Source organism: Spiroplasma phoeniceum P40 (genome assembly GCF_003339775.1).
Taxonomy (GTDB): domain Bacteria; phylum Bacillota_I; class Bacilli_A; order Mycoplasmatales; family Mycoplasmataceae; genus Spiroplasma; species Spiroplasma phoeniceum.
In genome coordinates, this window is sequence record NZ_CP031088.1 from 1162923 (window position 1) to 1181035 (window position 18113).

The 18113-nt window shown below is 26.2% G+C and carries 21 protein-coding genes, 1 tRNA gene and 2 pseudogenes; 7 read left to right on the forward strand and 17 right to left on the reverse strand.

Annotation, left to right across the window (positions count from 1 at the left end):
- Window positions 1-14: 14 nt before the first annotated feature.
- The gene (locus SDAV_RS07205) at window positions 15-476 is read right to left on the reverse strand and encodes a hypothetical protein (protein WP_114565064.1); all 462 of its coding nucleotides are present in this window, start codon (window positions 474-476) and stop codon (window positions 15-17) included.
- A 243-nt stretch (window positions 477-719) separates the two neighbouring features.
- Between SDAV_RS07205 and SDAV_RS07210 the strand changes: the two genes are divergently transcribed.
- The 4 genes from SDAV_RS07210 to SDAV_RS07220 all read left to right on the forward strand — a co-directional run bounded on the left by SDAV_RS07210 (window position 720) and on the right by SDAV_RS07220 (window position 2025).
- Window positions 720-810 (forward strand) — tRNA-Ser (locus SDAV_RS07210).
- Window positions 811-984: 174 nt separating this feature from the next.
- On the forward strand, window positions 985-1104 hold the full coding sequence (locus SDAV_RS12100; protein ID WP_186823346.1) for a lipoprotein: 120 nt from the start codon (window positions 985-987) through the stop codon (window positions 1102-1104).
- Window positions 1105-1417: 313 nt separating this feature from the next.
- Window positions 1418-1663, forward strand: a complete 246-nt coding sequence (locus tag SDAV_RS07215; RefSeq protein ID WP_114565065.1) for a hypothetical protein — start codon at window positions 1418-1420, stop codon at window positions 1661-1663.
- 2 nt (window positions 1664-1665) lie between these two features.
- Window positions 1666-2025, forward strand: a complete 360-nt coding sequence (locus SDAV_RS07220) for a lipoprotein (RefSeq protein WP_114565066.1) — start codon at window positions 1666-1668, stop codon at window positions 2023-2025.
- 45 nt (window positions 2026-2070) lie between these two features.
- On the opposite strand, the gene SDAV_RS07225 is transcribed toward SDAV_RS07220, so the two are convergent.
- Window positions 2071-2313: a hypothetical protein gene (locus SDAV_RS07225; protein ID WP_114565067.1), complete on the reverse strand. Its 243-nt coding sequence runs from the start codon at window positions 2311-2313 to the stop codon at window positions 2071-2073.
- Window positions 2314-2333: 20 nt separating this feature from the next.
- Here SDAV_RS07225 and SDAV_RS12105 point away from each other — a divergent pair.
- Window positions 2334-2501: pseudogene (locus SDAV_RS12105) on the forward strand (IS30 family transposase); the annotation flags it as partial.
- A gap of 444 nt (window positions 2502-2945) precedes the next feature.
- Window positions 2946-3206 (forward strand): hypothetical protein, encoded by a 261-nt coding sequence (locus SDAV_RS07235; protein WP_114565069.1) that lies wholly within the window; start codon window positions 2946-2948, stop codon window positions 3204-3206.
- 69 nt (window positions 3207-3275) lie between these two features.
- Here SDAV_RS07235 and groL read toward each other — a convergent pair whose 3' ends face one another.
- The 6 genes from groL to SDAV_RS07265 form a co-directional block, all read right to left on the reverse strand.
- Entirely contained in the window at window positions 3276-4889 is a 1614-nt protein-coding gene (gene groL / locus SDAV_RS07240) for a chaperonin GroEL (RefSeq protein WP_114565070.1), read from the reverse strand.
- 24 nt (window positions 4890-4913) lie between these two features.
- Window positions 4914-5186, reverse strand: coding sequence for a co-chaperone GroES (locus SDAV_RS07245; protein WP_186823348.1), 273 nt, complete (start codon window positions 5184-5186; stop codon window positions 4914-4916).
- Window positions 5187-5366: 180 nt separating this feature from the next.
- Window positions 5367-5660, reverse strand: a complete 294-nt coding sequence (locus SDAV_RS11540) for a hypothetical protein (RefSeq protein WP_151202517.1) — start codon at window positions 5658-5660, stop codon at window positions 5367-5369.
- A 120-nt stretch (window positions 5661-5780) separates the two neighbouring features.
- Window positions 5781-6056 carry a lipoprotein gene (locus tag SDAV_RS07255; RefSeq protein WP_114565073.1) on the reverse strand — a complete coding sequence of 92 codons (276 nt, stop codon included), beginning with the start codon at window positions 6054-6056 and terminating at the stop codon, window positions 5781-5783.
- Between the two features lie 245 nt (window positions 6057-6301).
- Entirely contained in the window at window positions 6302-6874 is a 573-nt protein-coding gene (locus SDAV_RS07260; protein ID WP_186823349.1) for a PBSX family phage terminase large subunit, read from the reverse strand.
- A complete protein-coding gene (locus SDAV_RS07265; protein ID WP_114565075.1) occupies window positions 6867-7205 on the reverse strand; it encodes a hypothetical protein in 339 nt (112 codons plus the stop codon). Before SDAV_RS07265 ends, SDAV_RS07260 begins: the two co-directional genes overlap by 8 nt.
- Window positions 7206-7552: 347 nt before the next feature.
- Between SDAV_RS07265 and SDAV_RS07270 the strand changes: the two are divergent.
- Window positions 7553-8537, forward strand: a pseudogene (locus SDAV_RS07270) (IS30 family transposase).
- A 233-nt stretch (window positions 8538-8770) separates the two neighbouring features.
- Here SDAV_RS07270 and SDAV_RS07275 read toward each other — a convergent pair.
- The 9 genes from SDAV_RS07275 to alaS all read right to left on the reverse strand — a co-directional run bounded on the left by SDAV_RS07275 (window position 8771) and on the right by alaS (window position 18087).
- On the reverse strand, window positions 8771-9151 hold the full coding sequence (locus SDAV_RS07275; RefSeq protein WP_114565076.1) for a transcription antitermination factor NusB: 381 nt from the start codon (window positions 9149-9151) through the stop codon (window positions 8771-8773).
- A 13-nt stretch (window positions 9152-9164) separates the two neighbouring features.
- The gene (locus tag SDAV_RS07280; protein WP_114565077.1) at window positions 9165-9830 is read right to left on the reverse strand and encodes a hypothetical protein; all 666 of its coding nucleotides are present in this window, start codon (window positions 9828-9830) and stop codon (window positions 9165-9167) included.
- Window positions 9831-9937: 107 nt separating this feature from the next.
- Entirely contained in the window at window positions 9938-10168 is a 231-nt protein-coding gene (locus tag SDAV_RS12110; RefSeq protein WP_114565078.1) for a hypothetical protein, read from the reverse strand.
- Window positions 10119-10319, reverse strand: a complete 201-nt coding sequence (locus SDAV_RS07290; RefSeq protein WP_114565079.1) for a hypothetical protein — start codon at window positions 10317-10319, stop codon at window positions 10119-10121. Before SDAV_RS07290 ends, SDAV_RS12110 begins: the two co-directional genes overlap by 50 nt.
- 79 nt (window positions 10320-10398) lie before the next feature.
- A complete protein-coding gene (locus tag SDAV_RS07295; protein WP_114565080.1) occupies window positions 10399-12045 on the reverse strand; it encodes a hypothetical protein in 1647 nt (548 codons plus the stop codon).
- 122 nt (window positions 12046-12167) lie between these two features.
- A complete protein-coding gene (locus SDAV_RS07300; RefSeq protein ID WP_114565081.1) occupies window positions 12168-12764 on the reverse strand; it encodes a hypothetical protein in 597 nt (198 codons plus the stop codon).
- Window positions 12765-12766: 2 nt separating this feature from the next.
- Window positions 12767-14788, reverse strand: a complete 2022-nt coding sequence (locus SDAV_RS07305) for a hypothetical protein (RefSeq protein ID WP_114565082.1) — start codon at window positions 14786-14788, stop codon at window positions 12767-12769.
- A gap of 130 nt (window positions 14789-14918) precedes the next feature.
- Window positions 14919-15338, reverse strand: a complete 420-nt coding sequence (gene ruvX, locus SDAV_RS07310; RefSeq protein ID WP_114565083.1) for a Holliday junction resolvase RuvX — start codon at window positions 15336-15338, stop codon at window positions 14919-14921.
- The gene (alaS, locus tag SDAV_RS07315) at window positions 15331-18087 is read right to left on the reverse strand and encodes an alanine--tRNA ligase (RefSeq protein WP_114565084.1); all 2757 of its coding nucleotides are present in this window, start codon (window positions 18085-18087) and stop codon (window positions 15331-15333) included. Before alaS ends, ruvX begins: the two co-directional genes overlap by 8 nt.
- Between the last annotated feature and the right edge of the window lie 26 nt (window positions 18088-18113).

Genomic DNA, 18113 nt, shown 5'->3' on the forward strand with positions numbered 1-18113 from the left:
ATTTTCACTCCTTATTATCTAAGGTTTTTAAGTGTGAAATCAGTTAATTTTTTAATTTCATCAGGTGTATATGCACCCTTTTCTTTAATAGTTTCAATTTCATCATTTTTATTTTCAGTTGATTTTTCAATCATATCTTTAATAAAATTAGTTGGTGAAACTGATGGTTGTTCTTGCACAAACAAATCAGGTTTTAATTCTTTTAAAGTTTGCATTCTTTCAGTTAAAGAATTACCACTAACTTTATCTAAATTAGTTTTAATATCTTCAATTTTAGTAGATGGAACATCTTTAAAAGCTTTTAATTCATCTAATTCATTAGCAACTTTTAAATACTCTTCTTTTGAAATAGTATCTGTTCTTTTTTGCAAACTTTCTCTAATTTGTTTCGCTTCATTATTAAATTCATTTAATATATTATCTGCTATTTCAGCACTTAAACCTTGTTCGATTAATTGTTCTTTTGTAATTGCCATTTTTATAAACCTCTCTTTTTTTATTCTTGTCCGATTAACAAGTCAGCATAAACTCTTTTTAAGGCGGAAAGATTAAACCGGAAATACGCTTTTTTTAACAAAAGATTAAACCATTAACTTTATTTTACACTATTATTTTACCAATACAATACTTTTTATATACAAATACTAAATAAATAACATAAAAGTGTTATAATAAAGTTGAAAATAGGTAATAAAATGACATTTTTAGTATTTCTATATGTAACAGTACTCAAATTGGACAAGAGGACATCCTGCTAAGATGTTAGGTCGGGTAACCGATGTGAGAGTTCGAGTCTCTCCTGTTCCGCCATTTAACTAGACTTTTTTTACTTAATTTCATAATTCTTCAAATAAATTAAACTTAATATATTTCATTGCTAATATACCCCTTAAAACAAGTAATAACAATAAAAAAGAGATATTAAATCTCTTTTTTTATTTTTTATTATATAATTTAACTATTAAATAAAAAAGGAGACATACAATGAAAAGATTATTAAGTATAATAGGTGCAATTACATTAATTGGAACAAGTACAACAAGTTTAGTTGCTTGCGATAAAATAAACAATAAACAAATATCCGATGAATTAAAAAAAACTTAAAGAAAAAAATAAAATAGATACAAAAAACCAAGAAATTAAAGACAACTTAGAATGAATAGCACCACAAGAAAAACCATTTAAACATAAAGAAGAAAATAAATACGATTTAAAATGATTTTTTATTATTTGAAGAAAAAATGAAAAAGAAAAATGAAATTTATCTAAATTTAAATTTAAAAATAATCAATTTCAAAATGAAATTTATCATTTAAACGATCGGCAAGATTATTGACTTAAAGTTGATTACAATAGTAATTATGACTATACTTTTGAGATCAAACAACAAGGAAAAAAACAAGATTTTATAGTTGATATGTCTGACGAGACTTTATATCTTGTTCATTATTCACGAGATGCGGAATGAGGAACAAAAAAAGAATGGGAAATAAAGTGAGAGGATGATAATGGAATAAATCTTAATGGAAAATATTATCCTAGATATTTTAAATCAGTTTATTGTTGAAATTTGAATTCTGATAATTCTTATTTAGTTATTAATAAAGAATATCCTGATTTAATTATTGATGATTATGGTAATATAAAAGTAAAAGGAGAATAGAAATGAAAAGATTAATAAGTATAATAGGTGCAATTACATTAATCGGAACAAGTACAACAAGTTTAGTTGCTTGTAATACAAAATACACAGAAAAAAATAGTGATTTTAAAGAATGAAAATCAATAACTGTAAGACAAGATTTTTTTATTAAAGATTATGATAAAAAAACATATTTATTAATTTTTAATAATGTTTTAAGCCCAAATAATAGTTGAAAGGGTTGTATTATTGATAAAAATACAAGTGATTTAAATAAATTAATGTTAGAACCTGAGTGAAAAGTTTACTTATGACAAGATGAAACAAAAACTCCATATATTCCCAATATAAATAGTACAAACGGTGAAATAATTGATAAATAAAAAGTGCAAAAATAGCACTTTTTTTAATTTGGTTTAATTGTAATTTTATTTAATTGTAATTTTAACTGGATTATTACTTTTATTAGTAAAATTTAGTTTATTAACACTATTTGAAAAAGTTAAATTAGTATTATGTCCTCAATTAGGATAACCAACAATTCCCATAAACCTTGGTCATATAACTTTTGTTAATCTAATCTTTAATTTCATATCATTTGTATAATATGCTTGTAAGTATACATTTTGAACTTTATTAATGGGTTTTAAATTTGTATCTGATATTTGCATTAAAAATAATATTATTTGGTCTTGAATATATGAATAGTGAATTAAGACACTGATTTCCTAAGGGAAATGATTTTAATAATGTTAGTCAACAAAAAATAAATTGAGTAGTTAATGTTATAAATGAAAAATTAAGGCCTATTTTGAATTGAAGAACAGCAAAAGATTTATTTTTAGAGAATTTTATATAAATTTATTTGTGTAAAATTTAATAAATGCTTTTTTAGTGTAATTAAATATGGTTAAATTAAGCTATATTTATAAAATATTTTATTTTTTTAAAAAAGAGTTGCGTTTCCAAAGAATGGTGTTATTAAATGATGTTATTATTAAAAATAATAAGAGGAAAAAATTACTGCTTGCATTTACAGGATTAAATAAGAAACTTTTTAATGTCATTTATCTGACAATAATTTTTTTATAATACACCATATCAAAAAAGACTCGAAATTTTTAATATATAAAAATTCGGTAAGACAAAAAAGTAAATCACATAAATCCTTCTTATTTTCTTACAAATATTTTTTTATTACCATAAGGCAAATGTTTTACAATTTCATTATAAAAAAATTGATATAATTTACCTGTTAAGGGAATGAATGATAAATTTTAAAACTTAGAAAGGGTAAAAAACTATGTTATTTTTAACAAATATAACAAAATCACAAGAAATTTGAAACAAAATTATTTCAATTGGAATGCCATCAACAATTGCTGTTATCGTAATTATTTTATTATGTTTAATTATTAAATATCTTAAAATTAAACGAATTATTTATACAATTATTTTATTAGTAATTATTGCTTTAATTTGTATTGCAATTTGATATTTTAAAGATGATATCTTAGGAATTGTTTCAGAATATATTAAAATTGAAAACATAAAAACATTATAAAGTTAATAAAATAAAAATAAATTTATAAAAAGACTGATTGAAATCAGTCTTTTTATAATGTTTCTTTAATTAAATTCCTAAGTCAGGATAACTTGGTGCTTTTGGTTGTTTGTCTTCATCATTATTTACTACAACAGCTTCCGTTGTTAACAACAAAGCACTAACACTACCAGCATGTTGTAAAGCATAACGTGTTACTTTAACTGGATCAACAATTCCTGCCTCAATCATATTTTCTCATGTATTTGTTGCAGCATTATAACCAAAATTGTCATTTTGTTCTTTTAATTTATTAACAATAATTGAACCATCAACACCAGCGTTAGCAGCAATTTGACGAACTGGTTCTTCAATTGCTCGTAACACAATATTTAATCCTAATTTTTCTTCATCATTTAATTTTAAATTTCCTAATTTTTTTCCAACTTGTACTAATGCCGTTCCACCACCAGCAACAATACCTTCTTCAACAGCAGCTTTAGTTGAATTTAAGGCATCTTCAATTCGTAATTTTTTCTCTTTCATTTCTGTTTCAGTTGGTGCACCAACTTTAATGATTCCAACACCATTCGCAAGTTTAGCTAATCTTTTTTTCAATTTATCTTGCTCAAATGTTGATTTTTCATTTTTAATTTGATTACGAATAAATTCTTTACGATCTTCAATTTCTGCACTTGTTGCTTTTCCTTCAATAATTGTTGTAGTATCTTTTGAAACAATTACTTTTTTTGCCGTTCCTAAATCATCTAAAGTTAAAGTTTTGAAATCCATTCTTAAATCACCATTAACAAATTTACCTTTTACTAGCATAGCAATATCTTCCAATAAATCTTTACGGTTATTCCCAAATTCTGGCGCTTTAACAACACAAATATTGAAAGCACCACGCATTTTGTTTAGTAATAATGTCGGTAAAACATCACCATCAACATCATCAGCAATAATTAATAGTGGACGTCCTTCTTCAACAATTTTTTCTAAAATTGGTAGAATTTCTTTTATATTACTAATTTTTTTATCAGTAATTAAAATATATGGATTTTCAAATTCTGTTAACATTTTTTCACTATCAGTTACCATGTATTGTGATAAATATCCCTTATCAAATTGTAATCCTTTAGTAACACTTGTTTCAGTATTGATTGTTTTTGATTCTTCAATCGTAATAACCCCATCATTACCAACTTTAGTCATAATTTCAGCAATTAAGGCACCAATTTCAGGATCTTTTGAACTAACACTCGCAACTTGAGCAATTTCTTCTTTTGACTTAATTTCTTTTGCTGATTGTTTTAATAAATCCACAATTGCTTTAACTGTTTTTTCAATTCCATTACGAATAGCTACAGCATTTGCACCAGCAGTAATATTTTTTAATCCTTCTTTAACAATTGCTTGAGTTAAAACAATTGCCGTTGTTGTTCCATCACCAGCAACATCATTTGTTTTATTAGCAACTTCAGCAACTAACTTAGCTCCCATATTTTCAAAATGATTGCTTAATTCAATTTCCTTTGAAATTGTAACACCATCATTCGTAATTAATGGTGAACCATAAGTTTTTTCTAATAAAACATATTTTCCTTTTGGTCCTAAAGTCACTTTTACTGCATCAGTTAATTTATTAATTCCATTAAGTAATTTCATTCTTGCTTCTTCAGCAAATTTAATTGATTTTGACATATTTCTATTCCCCCTTTAATTTTATTATTCAATTACGCCTAAAATATCTTCATTAGAAATTAAGACTAATTTTTTATTATTAAATTCAATTTCAGTTCCGGCATATTCGCGATAAAGAACTTTATTATTTATTTTTCCTTCAAAGGTCCCATCTTTACTAACTTCAGTACTAATTGCAATTATTTTTCCAATATGGCTTTTGCTTTTTTCATCTTCTGGTAAATAAATTCCATTAATAAATGTTTCTTTTTTTTCTTCTTTTTCTAAGACAATATTTTTTCCTAGTGGTTTAATCATATAACATTCCTCCTTATTAACATGACTATTAGCAAATGGCATATGTAACTGCCAATAATATATTTAACAAATTTTATTAAAAAATGCAAGTATTTTTATAGTAATATAAATCAACTTTTTACTAATTTTATTTTAATAAACCATTTCATCTTCATCATATCTAATATTAGTTGAAAGATACTAAGATAAGATTCTTTTTTCATGTTTTCCATGATAAGTTTCTCAAACAATAATGTTTGGTAATATTTTTGCAACAATTCGTATACAATGTTTTTTGTCACTATCATTTCAAATCGCATTAATTTTATTTCAATTATTTCAGATTAAATTAGCGAATGATGACATATATTCTAATCTTCTAATTCTTCCATCAATGGAAACATTTCTTACTTCAGAAAATATCTCTGCAATAAAAAAAATAATAAACTCTTTTTTGTTTGTACAATAGTACGATAAATAATGATTTGAGTTCATAATATTGGTCGAAATGAAGCATATAAAATTTTAGTATCTGTAAAAATACTTTCTAATGACGCTTCAATTTCATCTTGATTATCATTGAAACTTCTTTTAACCCTAGTTTCTTGTTTAACATTATTTGCTACATTTCCTTGGTTGTCTTGACTCATAAAATGGACATTTATTAATAACGAACCGATATTTATCAACCGTATTAAATGATTTTTCTTGTGGTGCTATTCATTCTAAATTGTTTTTAATATTTTCATCAGCTGTATCTATTTTATTCTTTTCTTTTAGTTCTTTAAGTTCTTCAGGTGTGTATTCTTGTGCTGTATTACAAGCAACTAAACTTGTTGTACTTGTTCCTAGTAAAGTGATCGTACCTAAAAGACTTAATATCTTTTTCATAATAAATAATTCCTTTCATTAAATCCTTTTACAACCACAATTATATATATGGAATCATGTAAATACAAGTAGCAAAACCTAACTTTTGGGAATAAATGTAATACTAATAGGATTAATACTTTTATTTCTAATACCTAATACATTTGGATTAGATACATTTAATATTATATTTTTATCATTACCAAAATAAATCCATCCAAATCCTGAAGATAATTCTGCAAATACTTTTTTTGAAAATCTAATTTTTAATTTTTCATCATTAGAATATATCTTCCTAATGACTCAGGATTAGATGAATTAATAATAAATTTTCTTTTAGCACCACGAACAGCAAATGATAACTCAGTAATATCATCTTGTGTTAATTGGTCTGCTTCTTCTCTTCATTCAATAGCAAATTCATAATTATTTAAATCAGCAAAAGCCTTTAATTTTTCTCTTTTAGTTTGTGAATGCAAACCTTTACAAATAATATAAGTACCATTATCTAATGTAAAAGAATTTTCAGATAAATTAACTTTATAATTAATATTCATATCATTAAGAGTATTTTGAATATTTTTAAATACTCCATTTCTAATATCTTTATTCATTTTCATAACAGCAATAATAAATATTGGCTTACCCACCAATAATGATATAGCACAGCATTTGCCAACTACATTATCTTTTATCATAAAAGTTTTAGCACTATAACGACTTCCTATTTCATTATATTCATCAGCAGGATTATATATTTCTTTTCACGGTGCATTAGGGACATGTTGTTGATAAAATCATCTTGGAATTTCATCTAAATGTAAAAAATGTTTAAGCATCTTTAATCACCTCATTTATTTTATGTAAATCAACATTATCAAAATTAATAACAATATTAGCATTATTTATATTTGTATCTTTAACATATTTCTCAACATATATTTTCTTCCCCCCGCCATATTTGTCATTTAATAAAACCAATTCCAATTCTATTTCTAATTGATTTATTGTATTTTTAATAAAATAAGCGGTTTTTGTATCAACTTCATCTTGTCAATTATCAAATGGTAGTTTTAAGTAGTATAAATATGCTCTTTTATTGCTTAATTTGGTGCCTTTTTGTTCCAAAAATGTTGTAGTTTTGTTACTAATTGTTCTAAAAGTTACCATTTTTTACTCCTTTTTGCATATTAAAATTGCCATTATTTAAACAATATGGTTAAATAAAAGAGTATAAAAACCTATAAAACTGTATCAATATATCAAAGAACTTAATATAATATTTTGTTCTTTTTTTATTATCTATATTTTACATCAAAATAAAAAAAAGTAAATTACTTTACTTTTTATTTTAGTATACAAGCATATATAGATAAATTGGAGCTTGTTACAAAGTAGTTATATAATTAATAATATATTTGTCAATAATTTTAATTGAAAAAAATATGAAAATTTATCTTTTTTATAAATTTAATGTATAACTATTTTTATAAAATAATTGGAGGAAATATAGAGTAATGAAAGATTATACACATGTAAAATATGATGAACGAAAATTTTTTAAGGATTTATTTTTATCTGATAGTTGCAAAAAATAAAAATGGCACACTTAATTTATCTGAAATAGCAAGAGAAACAGGAAGAGATATTAATACTGTTAAAAGAGAAATTAATAGATTTACAAATATAGAAGAATATAATGCCCGTGAGGCACATGATGATTATTATAAAAAAAGACAGAAGCATATTAAAAAAATACCTACATTTACAGAAGAACAACAAGAATTTTTAAATTTAAGATTTAATATTTTCGGTGATTCACCAGCAGAAATTATTCAACGATTTTTAATAAAGTTTGGAATCAAATTTCCTGCTTGTCTTAAAACTTTTTATAAATAAATTTTTTTAGGTATTTTGGGTTTGTTAAATAAAAATTTATTAAATGGTGGTAGAAAAAATAGAACAAAGAAAAGACCTGATAATCGTGGAAAATTAGATGAAAGATTTAAATCAATATGAGATATTGAAAATAAAGAATCTGATGTTGGTTGATTTGAAATGGATACTGTTGTTGGAAAAGAACATTTATCTAGTTGTTTAGTTTTAGTAGAACAATCAAGTAAAAAATACTTTGCTATGAAATTAGAAAATCATACTGCTAATGAAGTTTTAGAAAAACTTGAAGAATTAGTTAGAATTAATGGGTTAGTTGGAAAAATTAAAGGAATAATAACAGATCGCGGAAAAGAATTTAGTAAATTTGAAAAGATGGAAAAGATTACTGGTTCTAATATTTATTATTGTGACCCAGGTTCACCTAAACAAAAACCATTAATTGAAAGAATTAACCGTGAATTTAGAAAACGCTTTCCTAAGGGAACTGATTTTAATAATGTTAGTCAGAAAAGAATTGATTGAGTAGTTAATGTTATAAATGATAAACTCCGACCGTGTTTAAATTGAATAAGTGCAAAAGAAATGTTTTTACAAAATATTAAATAAATTTATTAATTAAAATTTAATAAATGCTTTTTTAGTGTGTTTAAATATGGTTAAATTAAGTTATATTTATAAAATATTTTATTTTTTTAAAAAAAGAGTTGCATTTTTTAAAAATGATGTTATCATCAAAATAACAAGAGATAAATTTGGAACTTAGATTTACATAATACATTTTAAAAAAGGATATAAATATCCATTTTTATTTGTATGAACTAATTCTTATATTTTAGAAATTAAACTTGATCTAAGACTGAATTAATGTAACTAAAATCAGTATCTTCGCCATATAATTTTAAAATTTCTAAACTTTCATTAATGACAATTGCCTTTGCTAATTGTTGATAACAAATTTCATAAACTCCATATACTAAAACAGCCTTATGATAATTACTTAAGCGATCAAAATTTCATCCTGGTTTTAAATGTTGATTAATTTTCGCAATAATATCTGATAGATTTGCTAATATTTCCTCAACTTGAATTGTTTCCGTAGAAGTTGTTACCATTTGTGAGAAATCATATGCTTCTTGTTTTGTTGTTAAAACATCATGTTGTAAAACAAAGTGACGATATAACAAATTAATAATATTAATGCGTTCTTGGCGTTTTGACACGTGACATACTCCTTTAAATATAATGATATAAACAAAATAAACTACTTTTTTGTAACCTATAATTATGGCGATGACTATGCTCGCTTAACAAATGATGTAACATTAAAATTGTTTCATCGGCAAAAAGATCAATCGTTAAATCATCGTTTTTTTCAATATGTTTTATTATATCACTTCAATGCATTTCTTGCTGATTAATTATTTGAATATTATTATAATGCACCAAGTCAGTAACAATAAATGGTTCTTTACTATTAATCACAACCAAATTAATTATAGCAGTGCGTAAAAATTGTTTTGCATCAAGTAATTTAACCATCCGATTAATCATAAATTGTTGTGTTACAATTGGCGAAGTAATTAAACCTTTCCTTTGTTCTCACATTGGGGTTGTTAATGTTGTTGTTACTGGTTCATATAATGTTTTGATTTTTAAAAAATAAAGATTTTTTCGCGTTAAAATTAAGCGTGGAAAATAATATGTAATACGGCTAAAATCATCATAAAAAGCAACATTTTTAAAATATCACATATAATTAACAGTCCGAACATATCGTTCAATAATCTTATCAAAGCCATGATATTGTTCAGAATATAACTCTTGTTTTCAATTCAACGGTGGTAAACCAAGCTCCTGTCGAATTTTAACTAAATAACGTAGTTTTTTAAATGTTAACATCTTATTTTCCCCTTCTTTAAATTAAGTAAAAAAGAAACCTATGGTTTCTTACGATGCCAAAAATGATTAGTTCGTTTTTGATGCGCATATCGATATTGAATTTCATCTTATTCTGTTAATTTTTCAACTAATTTTTCATTATATCGCCGTGCTAAAGATTCTTGATAATCAAAGATTTTTTCTTGTACCCGAACATGAATCCCATCTACTAGTAATGGGGCTTTAATTTCTGCCAACTTTAAAAATCTAATTTCTTTTGCATGTAAATACAGTAATTTCCCATGTAATTTAGCATTTCTTAATAAAATATATTTTTTTATTACATGCTTCTGTAACATTATCTTCATTATAAACATTATAACTAAGAAAATGATTTTTATCTTGTGCATTACATGCAAAAAACATTTCATTGGGGTCCATCCGATCAATGCAAATTATTTTTCCATTACGTAAAAAGTAAATATGCCCTGTTTTTATATCTCTTATCATTTCTCGTTACCTCCCATCTCCTTAAGGTTTATAAATATTTGGTTAATACTTAACGAGGTGATAATTAATAATTAATACACTATTTTCTACTACGTGCGTCTTGCATTAGTTTTGCTTGCACTCGTAATGATTCAATTAAAAGTTGCAGATTTTCTTTAACTTCATTGCGAATTCTTAATAACCATCGGAATTCCTTTTGACGTTTAATAAAATCTTCAAGGTTTCCTTTTGTATCTTTATATTTAAGCACTTGTTTATTTAGCAATTTAATTTCAGCATATTGCTTTTGGTTTAATAGCATAACATGCTTACGTAATAGGGAAATTGATTTACTACGGTTTTTTAAAATTGCATCGTTTAATTCTTCATCATTAGTTTTAATTGATCGTGATAAGTTAATAGCTCGATTAAAATCAGCTAATTCTTGAGAAATTTGACGATTATATCCTTGTTCATATTGACGTCGAACTTCAAATAAATATTCCGTCATTTTTTGATCATAAACTAATCGTTCTTCAATATTTGGCCGTTTTGTTTCATCATAACGATGATTATAATTTGTTTTTTTGTAAAGATCTTCATCAAACAATAATTCTTGTTCATCAGTTATTACTTCGTTTGTTTGATTATTAATCGCTTTCTTTGTTCTTGCAGTTTCTCGATCTTTTTTTCTTTGTTTATAATTTAGTTTTGCAGCAAAAGTTGTTTTTAATTGTTCTAATTGCGTTTGCTCTGCATCAGTCAATTTTTGAAAACGACTTTTATTTTCTAATCGTAAAATTAATCGTTCTTCAATTGATAATGGATCTTCTGCTGTCCGAATTATTTTAACTGGCTTTGGTTTTGGCGGAGTAATATCTTTTTCAGCAAATTCATTTAAACTAATTTCAACTGGTGATTGTTTAATTAAACGAACAAGAATTTCTTCATCTCCTTTTTCAATTTCAATTTTATCATTTGGATCAACAACAAAATCAACAATTGATAAACCATTCCGTTTAATTTGAGAAATTTGTTGTGCCAAGATTGGTCGGAAATCACGACGAATTGTTGTTACTTCTTCTGTTTCTTTTCGACGAATAATTGTTTTAGGTTCGTCTTCAAACGAGTTTGATAATTCTAATTTATTTTTAACCTGATTAGCATCAAAATGATTTCAGGTTGAGAAAGTAGAAAACTGGTCATTAATGTGCTCACTATCTTTTGATGGTGGTTTCATTAAATTTTCTGTTTTAGAATTGGCATTTTTAACAGACATTTTCTTCGGCATACTCGTTTGCTCGGTAGTAATTGTTATTTCTTCTGATAATGACATTACTGGTGAAAATTGTGGTAAGAAAGGCTTTGATTTTGACCCTGCTTTCTTACTAACTGCTTTTTTTGCTTTATGATTCTTTAATCTTTGCAAAACAGGAATTTCTTTTTCAACCCGATAACTATAATCAATAAATTTACTTTTAGTTCTTTGCTCTTCTCAAGTATTTCTTTTTTTATCTTTTAAACGAATAACACCTGTTTTTTTAGTTCCAACAACTTCGTTAATATATTTTTGTTTTAACGCTTGGTATTCGGCACTATTTTCATATAATTGTCCCAATAAAACCTTGATTGTTGCTGGCGTTAATTTTTTATCCATTAGTTCTGTTGTATCTCGATCAGAATCAATAATGTTTCCATAATTGACACGAGAAGTTACGACAGATTCTGAGTCTTTTTCTTTTGCCATTTTCTATTCCTCTTTTATCTATTTTCTCGTTTTTTGATACTTACATATATTATATAAAATTTTAAACCTTGCTTTTTTTAATAAATTATTCACAATGTTTTATATTTTTTTTAACTTAAAGATTATCAGCGTGATTTTGGGCCTTTTTTGTGAAAATAACGCTGTCTCTTACTTTTTATTGATTTTTCAGTTGATAGCAGCGAAGATTCTTGTTCTTGTGGTTGATGATACATATTATATTCATCTAACAATGCACGACCAATTTCTCGCATAAAAATAGTGCCATAATTATCTTCTGCTGTTGAAATTTTATTAATGTCATTTCTATTTTTAAATACTGGCTTTGCTTGTGATTCTAATTTAGTAACTTCACTATTTAATATTTTTTTATTTATCTTTGGTAATTTAACTGGTTTTGATAATGTAACCAAATATTCTTCTCGTTTTTTTAATTCATTTAATCTAATTTGTTGTAAATCACGAAGCGATAACTCTTGTTGACGTTGTACTTGTTGTATTTGAATTTTATTATTATTTGCTAATGCTTGTAATAATTGTTTTTGAACAATAGCATCTGCCTCTTGCGCTCATAATTCTTTCTCTCGCGCTCATTGTAAAGCCACATGAGGTCTTTTCTGAGGATCAATGCCACTTGATGTCACAACTTCATCAAAATATTTACGAATTAATTCGGCTGTTGTGATTTTTTTATTTTCCATTGTTAATTCTTCACCACTTTATTGTTACTACTTATTTTTTCACTCTTTTCATTATTAGAGTTTTCAACTAAAAAGCCATCAATAACCTTTTTTCCTTCAGCACGATATTTTTCAATTAAAATCTGTGGTAATGGTTTAGGTTTTACTTTTTTATTATTAAGTTTTTTTTGATAACGCCGTTCTTTACGCATATTTTTTTGAATTAATTTTTCTTTTAATAAGCGTTGATGAAGTTGTTCTAACTGACGCCGATGAATTTCACGAATTTCACGAGGATGATATCCTGCATAAGTGTATTGATTTTCCGTTAAATCAACTGTTAAATCAGGTTTTTTTGTAGAATCAGCATAATCAATTTGATAATCTTTTAATTCTTTCCTTGTATATAAAGTCAAATCTGTGTCTTTTCTTTTAGTAGGAATAAATGTTTGATTATTTACTTCTGCTATTAAATTAGATTGTTTTTTTGTTATTTTTAAATTAGAAATTTTATCATTATTTTTTTCATAATCATTACCATATTTTAACTTTTTTAAATTAGGACGTTTTTTAGGATCAATAATTGAAATATAATCATTTTTATTTTTTTGTGTTTGTTCAATTAATATTTGATTATTGCTAGCCCCTATTGTTTTAGTAGGTACACTATTTTGACTAGTTCCATTCAAGAATGGTTGCTTTTGCTTACTACTAATTGCATTTGTGAAAGTTAAATTTGGCACAATTGCTTCATTTTTTTCTACTGATAATTTTGACTTAATTTTCTTTGATGGTTTTATCATTAATGGATTAATTTGTCTAGTAATATCAGGTTCTAAATAAAGATCAGTTTTAAAAATTGGTTTTCGTTTTGGTTCTTCTTTTATAAAATTACGAATATATTTACCACCAATTTGTTTCTTAGTTTTTCCTAAACTACGGGATAATGATTCTTTGACCATTTGATCACGTTTTTTAATAACATGTTCCGGATTAATCACAATTGGTGTCTCATTTTTATCTTTTTTATGTGTGATTTGCTGCATATGTTGTTTTCACTCTGAAGGATGTGAATTCCGACGTGACAACAATTCTAATTGATTTTTACTTAAATTCATTTGATCTTTAATTTCATCTAATGACCGTGGTTTAAGATCCCGATTTGATAAAGAATAATCTTCTTCTGGATGATAACCTTCTCGCGTTCGATTTGAATATGGATTAAAATCATGTTTAGTATTATCTCGTCGTGATAACAATTGTAATTGATTTTGATTTAATCCTCAATTATTTGCATGTTCTTTCAATTGTTCATTAAATCCTTTTAATGATTCAATTGTTTCCTCGTTTTGACTGTCATTTTTTGAACCTTGTGTTTGACTTTGAAATCGTCCATAATGTTCATTGCGTTGTCGGATTAATCTTTGCTGATTTGGATTTAACTTACTAATAATATTTTCAGTTTCTTCTGATGAAGGAAATACTTTATCAGAATTTATATTCTCATCTAAGGTTAGTTCATTCTTAACAACTTGTTCGGTTGGCAAACTTGCTAAAACAGATTCATTATTATTTAAAAAAGCTTGACGTGGTTGTTTTATCTCTGATTCAATTGCTTCTTGTGATGCTTGATAACGACGAACAACTCGCGATGGAAATAAGTCTTCAACTCGCGATAATTTTCGTTTTGACAATAATCTTAACTGACTAGGATTTAGTCCCATTGTTTTCTTGCTACTCGTTGCATTTTTTGCCAATTCTTTTTTAAATAATGATGATTTTTTACTTGAGGTTTTTTTAAATTGTGCATTTTCTCCTAATAATAATTTAACAAATTTTTCATATTCTTTTTCATAACGTTGATTTCAATCAATTGCACTATTTGAATTCAAATTTTGATATTCTTCCATTAACTTTAAATATGGTTCTGACTTTTTCCAAGACTTAGTTAACATTTTAATAAGCATTGTTTCATTAACATTTATTTTTAAATTATTATTAACTTCTTGTAATTGTTTTGTTTCATTCAATTTCTTACTAGCCATCATTTTACCTCAAATTTTTAAATTATAACCGTCAATAAATTCTTTCTCTAAAATTATATCATTTTTTTCTTACTTTTGATATCAATACTTTTATAATTAAACATTTAAAAAATAAAAGAGAATGACTCTTTTATTTCTGTTGTAAATATGCTTCTAAAATTAATTGCGCTGCTAAACTATCTTTTTTTTGTTTTCGTTTTTGGCGCGAAAGATTTGCTTCTAACATTATTTGATGAGCTTGACGTGTTGTTAACCGTTCATCAACTAAGTGAATTGTTATCGTTGCTTCTAATAATGGTTTTAAAATATCAACAAAATCATTAACCATTAAAGCACGAGGTCCAATTGTATTATTCATATTTTTTGGATAACCAATAATAATATCACTAAATTGGTTTGTTGTAATTAACTCCTCTAAATATTGCGCTGCTTGTGCAAAATCATTTTCTGGAAAGCGATAAACACCATACCCAGTCGCAATCAGTCCCCGACTTGTTGCTAAGCCTAGTGTTTTACTACCAACATCAACTCCCAAATAATACTTAGCCATGATGTTTTAAAAATTCTAGCGGGTCAGCAAATAATTTAACAAGTAAAGTTTTGTCTTTATTGTTAAAACCACTTTGAGCAACACTATTATTGCCGCCACCTTTACCACCTAATAATGGATTTAATTGTTGAATAATTTTTCCAGCTTGATAACGATCGTGTAAATCATCACTAACACCAACAATTAATGTGGCTTGTTTTTCATCACTAACATCAACGAAAAAAATTAGTAAGTTTTGATATCGAACTTTATAATCATCAATTAACACTTTTAAAGCATTAATATCAACTTTTGCTGTAAATTGATGAGTTAAAACATTAATTCCATTTTTAGTTTGTGGTAACAAGGTATTATATTGTTTGACAAATTGTTGAATTAAAATATTATCATATTGTTTTTGTCAATGTTTAAAATCTTCTTTAAATTGTGCTACTAACTCTTTTAACTGTTTTCAGTTTGTTTTTGAAACAGTTAAATTACTAATTTGTTCTCAAGTTTGCTCTAAACGTTGGTCAAGTAATGCTTTCTTACCTTGATTATACTTATCAAAATAATTAATTGCTTCAGTTTTTTCTTTTAAAAATTGTTCATTTAGATAACTAGTAATTGTTTTATTTGAGGTAATAGCATGAATTCGAAATGTTCCAACTCCTTTTGATTCCAAACCAGTTAATAGTAAATCTTCAACATCTTGTGAATTAGTCACATGGGTTCCTCCACAAAGTTCACAAGAATAAGTACCAAATTTAACAATTCGAACCTCAGCATCATATTTTTCTGTAAAAAAAGCTAAAGCATGATGCACATCTAATGCTGTTTGCATATCAGTATAAATAACTTCACAAGGAATTGCAGCCTTAATTGCTTTTGTAACAGAAGCTTCTACATCTGTAATTTCCGCTGGTGTAATTGCTTGATTATGTGTAATGTCAATTCGTAAACGTTCATCATCGTTATAAGAACCAGTTTGCATAACATGGTTTCCTAACACTTCTCGTAAAGCAGCATGAATTAAATGTGTTCCTGAATGATTTTTCCGCGTATAAAAACGACGATCACTGTCAATTGACGCATTGACCAAATCTCCAATCTTAAGTGTACCTTCAACTTTAACAAAATGTAAATGCTGTTTATTTGGCCCTTGTTGTACATCAAGAACATAAGCTGTCGTATTGTCTTTTAAAATTAATCCGTGATCAGCAGCTTGTCCCCCTTTTTCAGCATAAAATGGTGTCTCTTTTAAAATGATATATCCTGTTGTATTAGTTAATTTTGTGACTGGTTTATCATCAGCAAACATAAAGACAATTTCTGTATTATTAACTTGTTCATGTTCATAACCAACAAATTGACTAGCAACATCTAACTTGGTAAAAAGTTCGCTTTGTAAATGAATTGCTTTAATATCTTTTCGATTAGTACGTGAAATTGTTTTCGCATTTTCTAATAATTCATCAAAACCAACACGATCAACACTAATCCCTGCTTCGTGTGCTTCTTCTTCAATTAATTCAATTGGAAAACCATAACTTTCAAATAAACGAAAGGCATATTCTTTTGAAATCGTACCATATTTTGTTTTAACTTCATTAAAAAGTTTGTTTCCTTGTTCTAATGTTCTTAAAAATTTATTTTCTTCATCTAACACAGCTTGTTCAACAATTGGTTGTTTTTCAACTAGATAAGAATAATATTCTTGCATAATGTTAACTACTGTTCCCACTATTTTAAATAAAAATGGTTCTGTTAAATCAATTTTTTTCCCATATAAACTAGCACGACGAATTAAACGCCGAATAACATAACCGCGATCTTTATTCCCCGGAAAAGCACCATCAGCAATTGCAAAAGTAACTGACCGAATATGATCAGCAATTACTTTAAATGCAGTATTAATTTTTAATTGTTCTGAATCATTGTTAAACAATGCTGTTTCATCATAATGATATTTTCCATTTACTAATTTTTCAACCGCTTTAATAATTGGCATAAACAAATCATTTTCAAAATTAGTTGGTGTTTCTTGAATAATTGAAGTAATTCGTTCTAATCCAGCACCAGTATCAATATTTTTTCGTGGTAAGTCAGTATATGTCCCATCACCATTATTATTATATTGTGAAAAAACAATATTTCAAACTTCCAAATAACGATCATTTTCTAAATCATCTTGCAATAACTTTAATCCTAATTGCTCAGGGTCATATTTTTCCCCACGGTCATAAAAAATTTCGGTATTAGGTCCGCATGGTCCCGTCCCAATTTCTCAAAAATTAGTATCCTTATCACCTTTAATAATTCGTTCATCACTTAAACCAATTACATTGCGTCAAATTTCATAAGTTTCTTGATCATCTTTATAAATTGTGACATATAATTTGGCAGGATCAAACCCAATTCATTTTTTATCAGTTAAAAATTCTCAAGCATACATAATTGCTTCTTTTTTAAAGTAATCACCAATTGAAAAATTACCAAGCATTTCAAACAAAGTATGATGACGTGCTGTATAACCAACATTTTCAATATCATTAGTTCGAATTGATTTTTGTGAATTTGTCAAGCGTGGTGATGGTGGTGTTTTTCGCCCATCAAAATATGGCTTTAACGTCGCCACACCAGAGTTAATTCATAATAATGACGGATCATCAACAGGAATCAATGATACTGAAGGTAATTCATAATGATCCTTACTGCAAAAAAAATCTAACCACATTCTTCGAATTGCATTTGCTGTAAATTTTGTCATTTTAATATTCCCTTCTCTTTCATAAT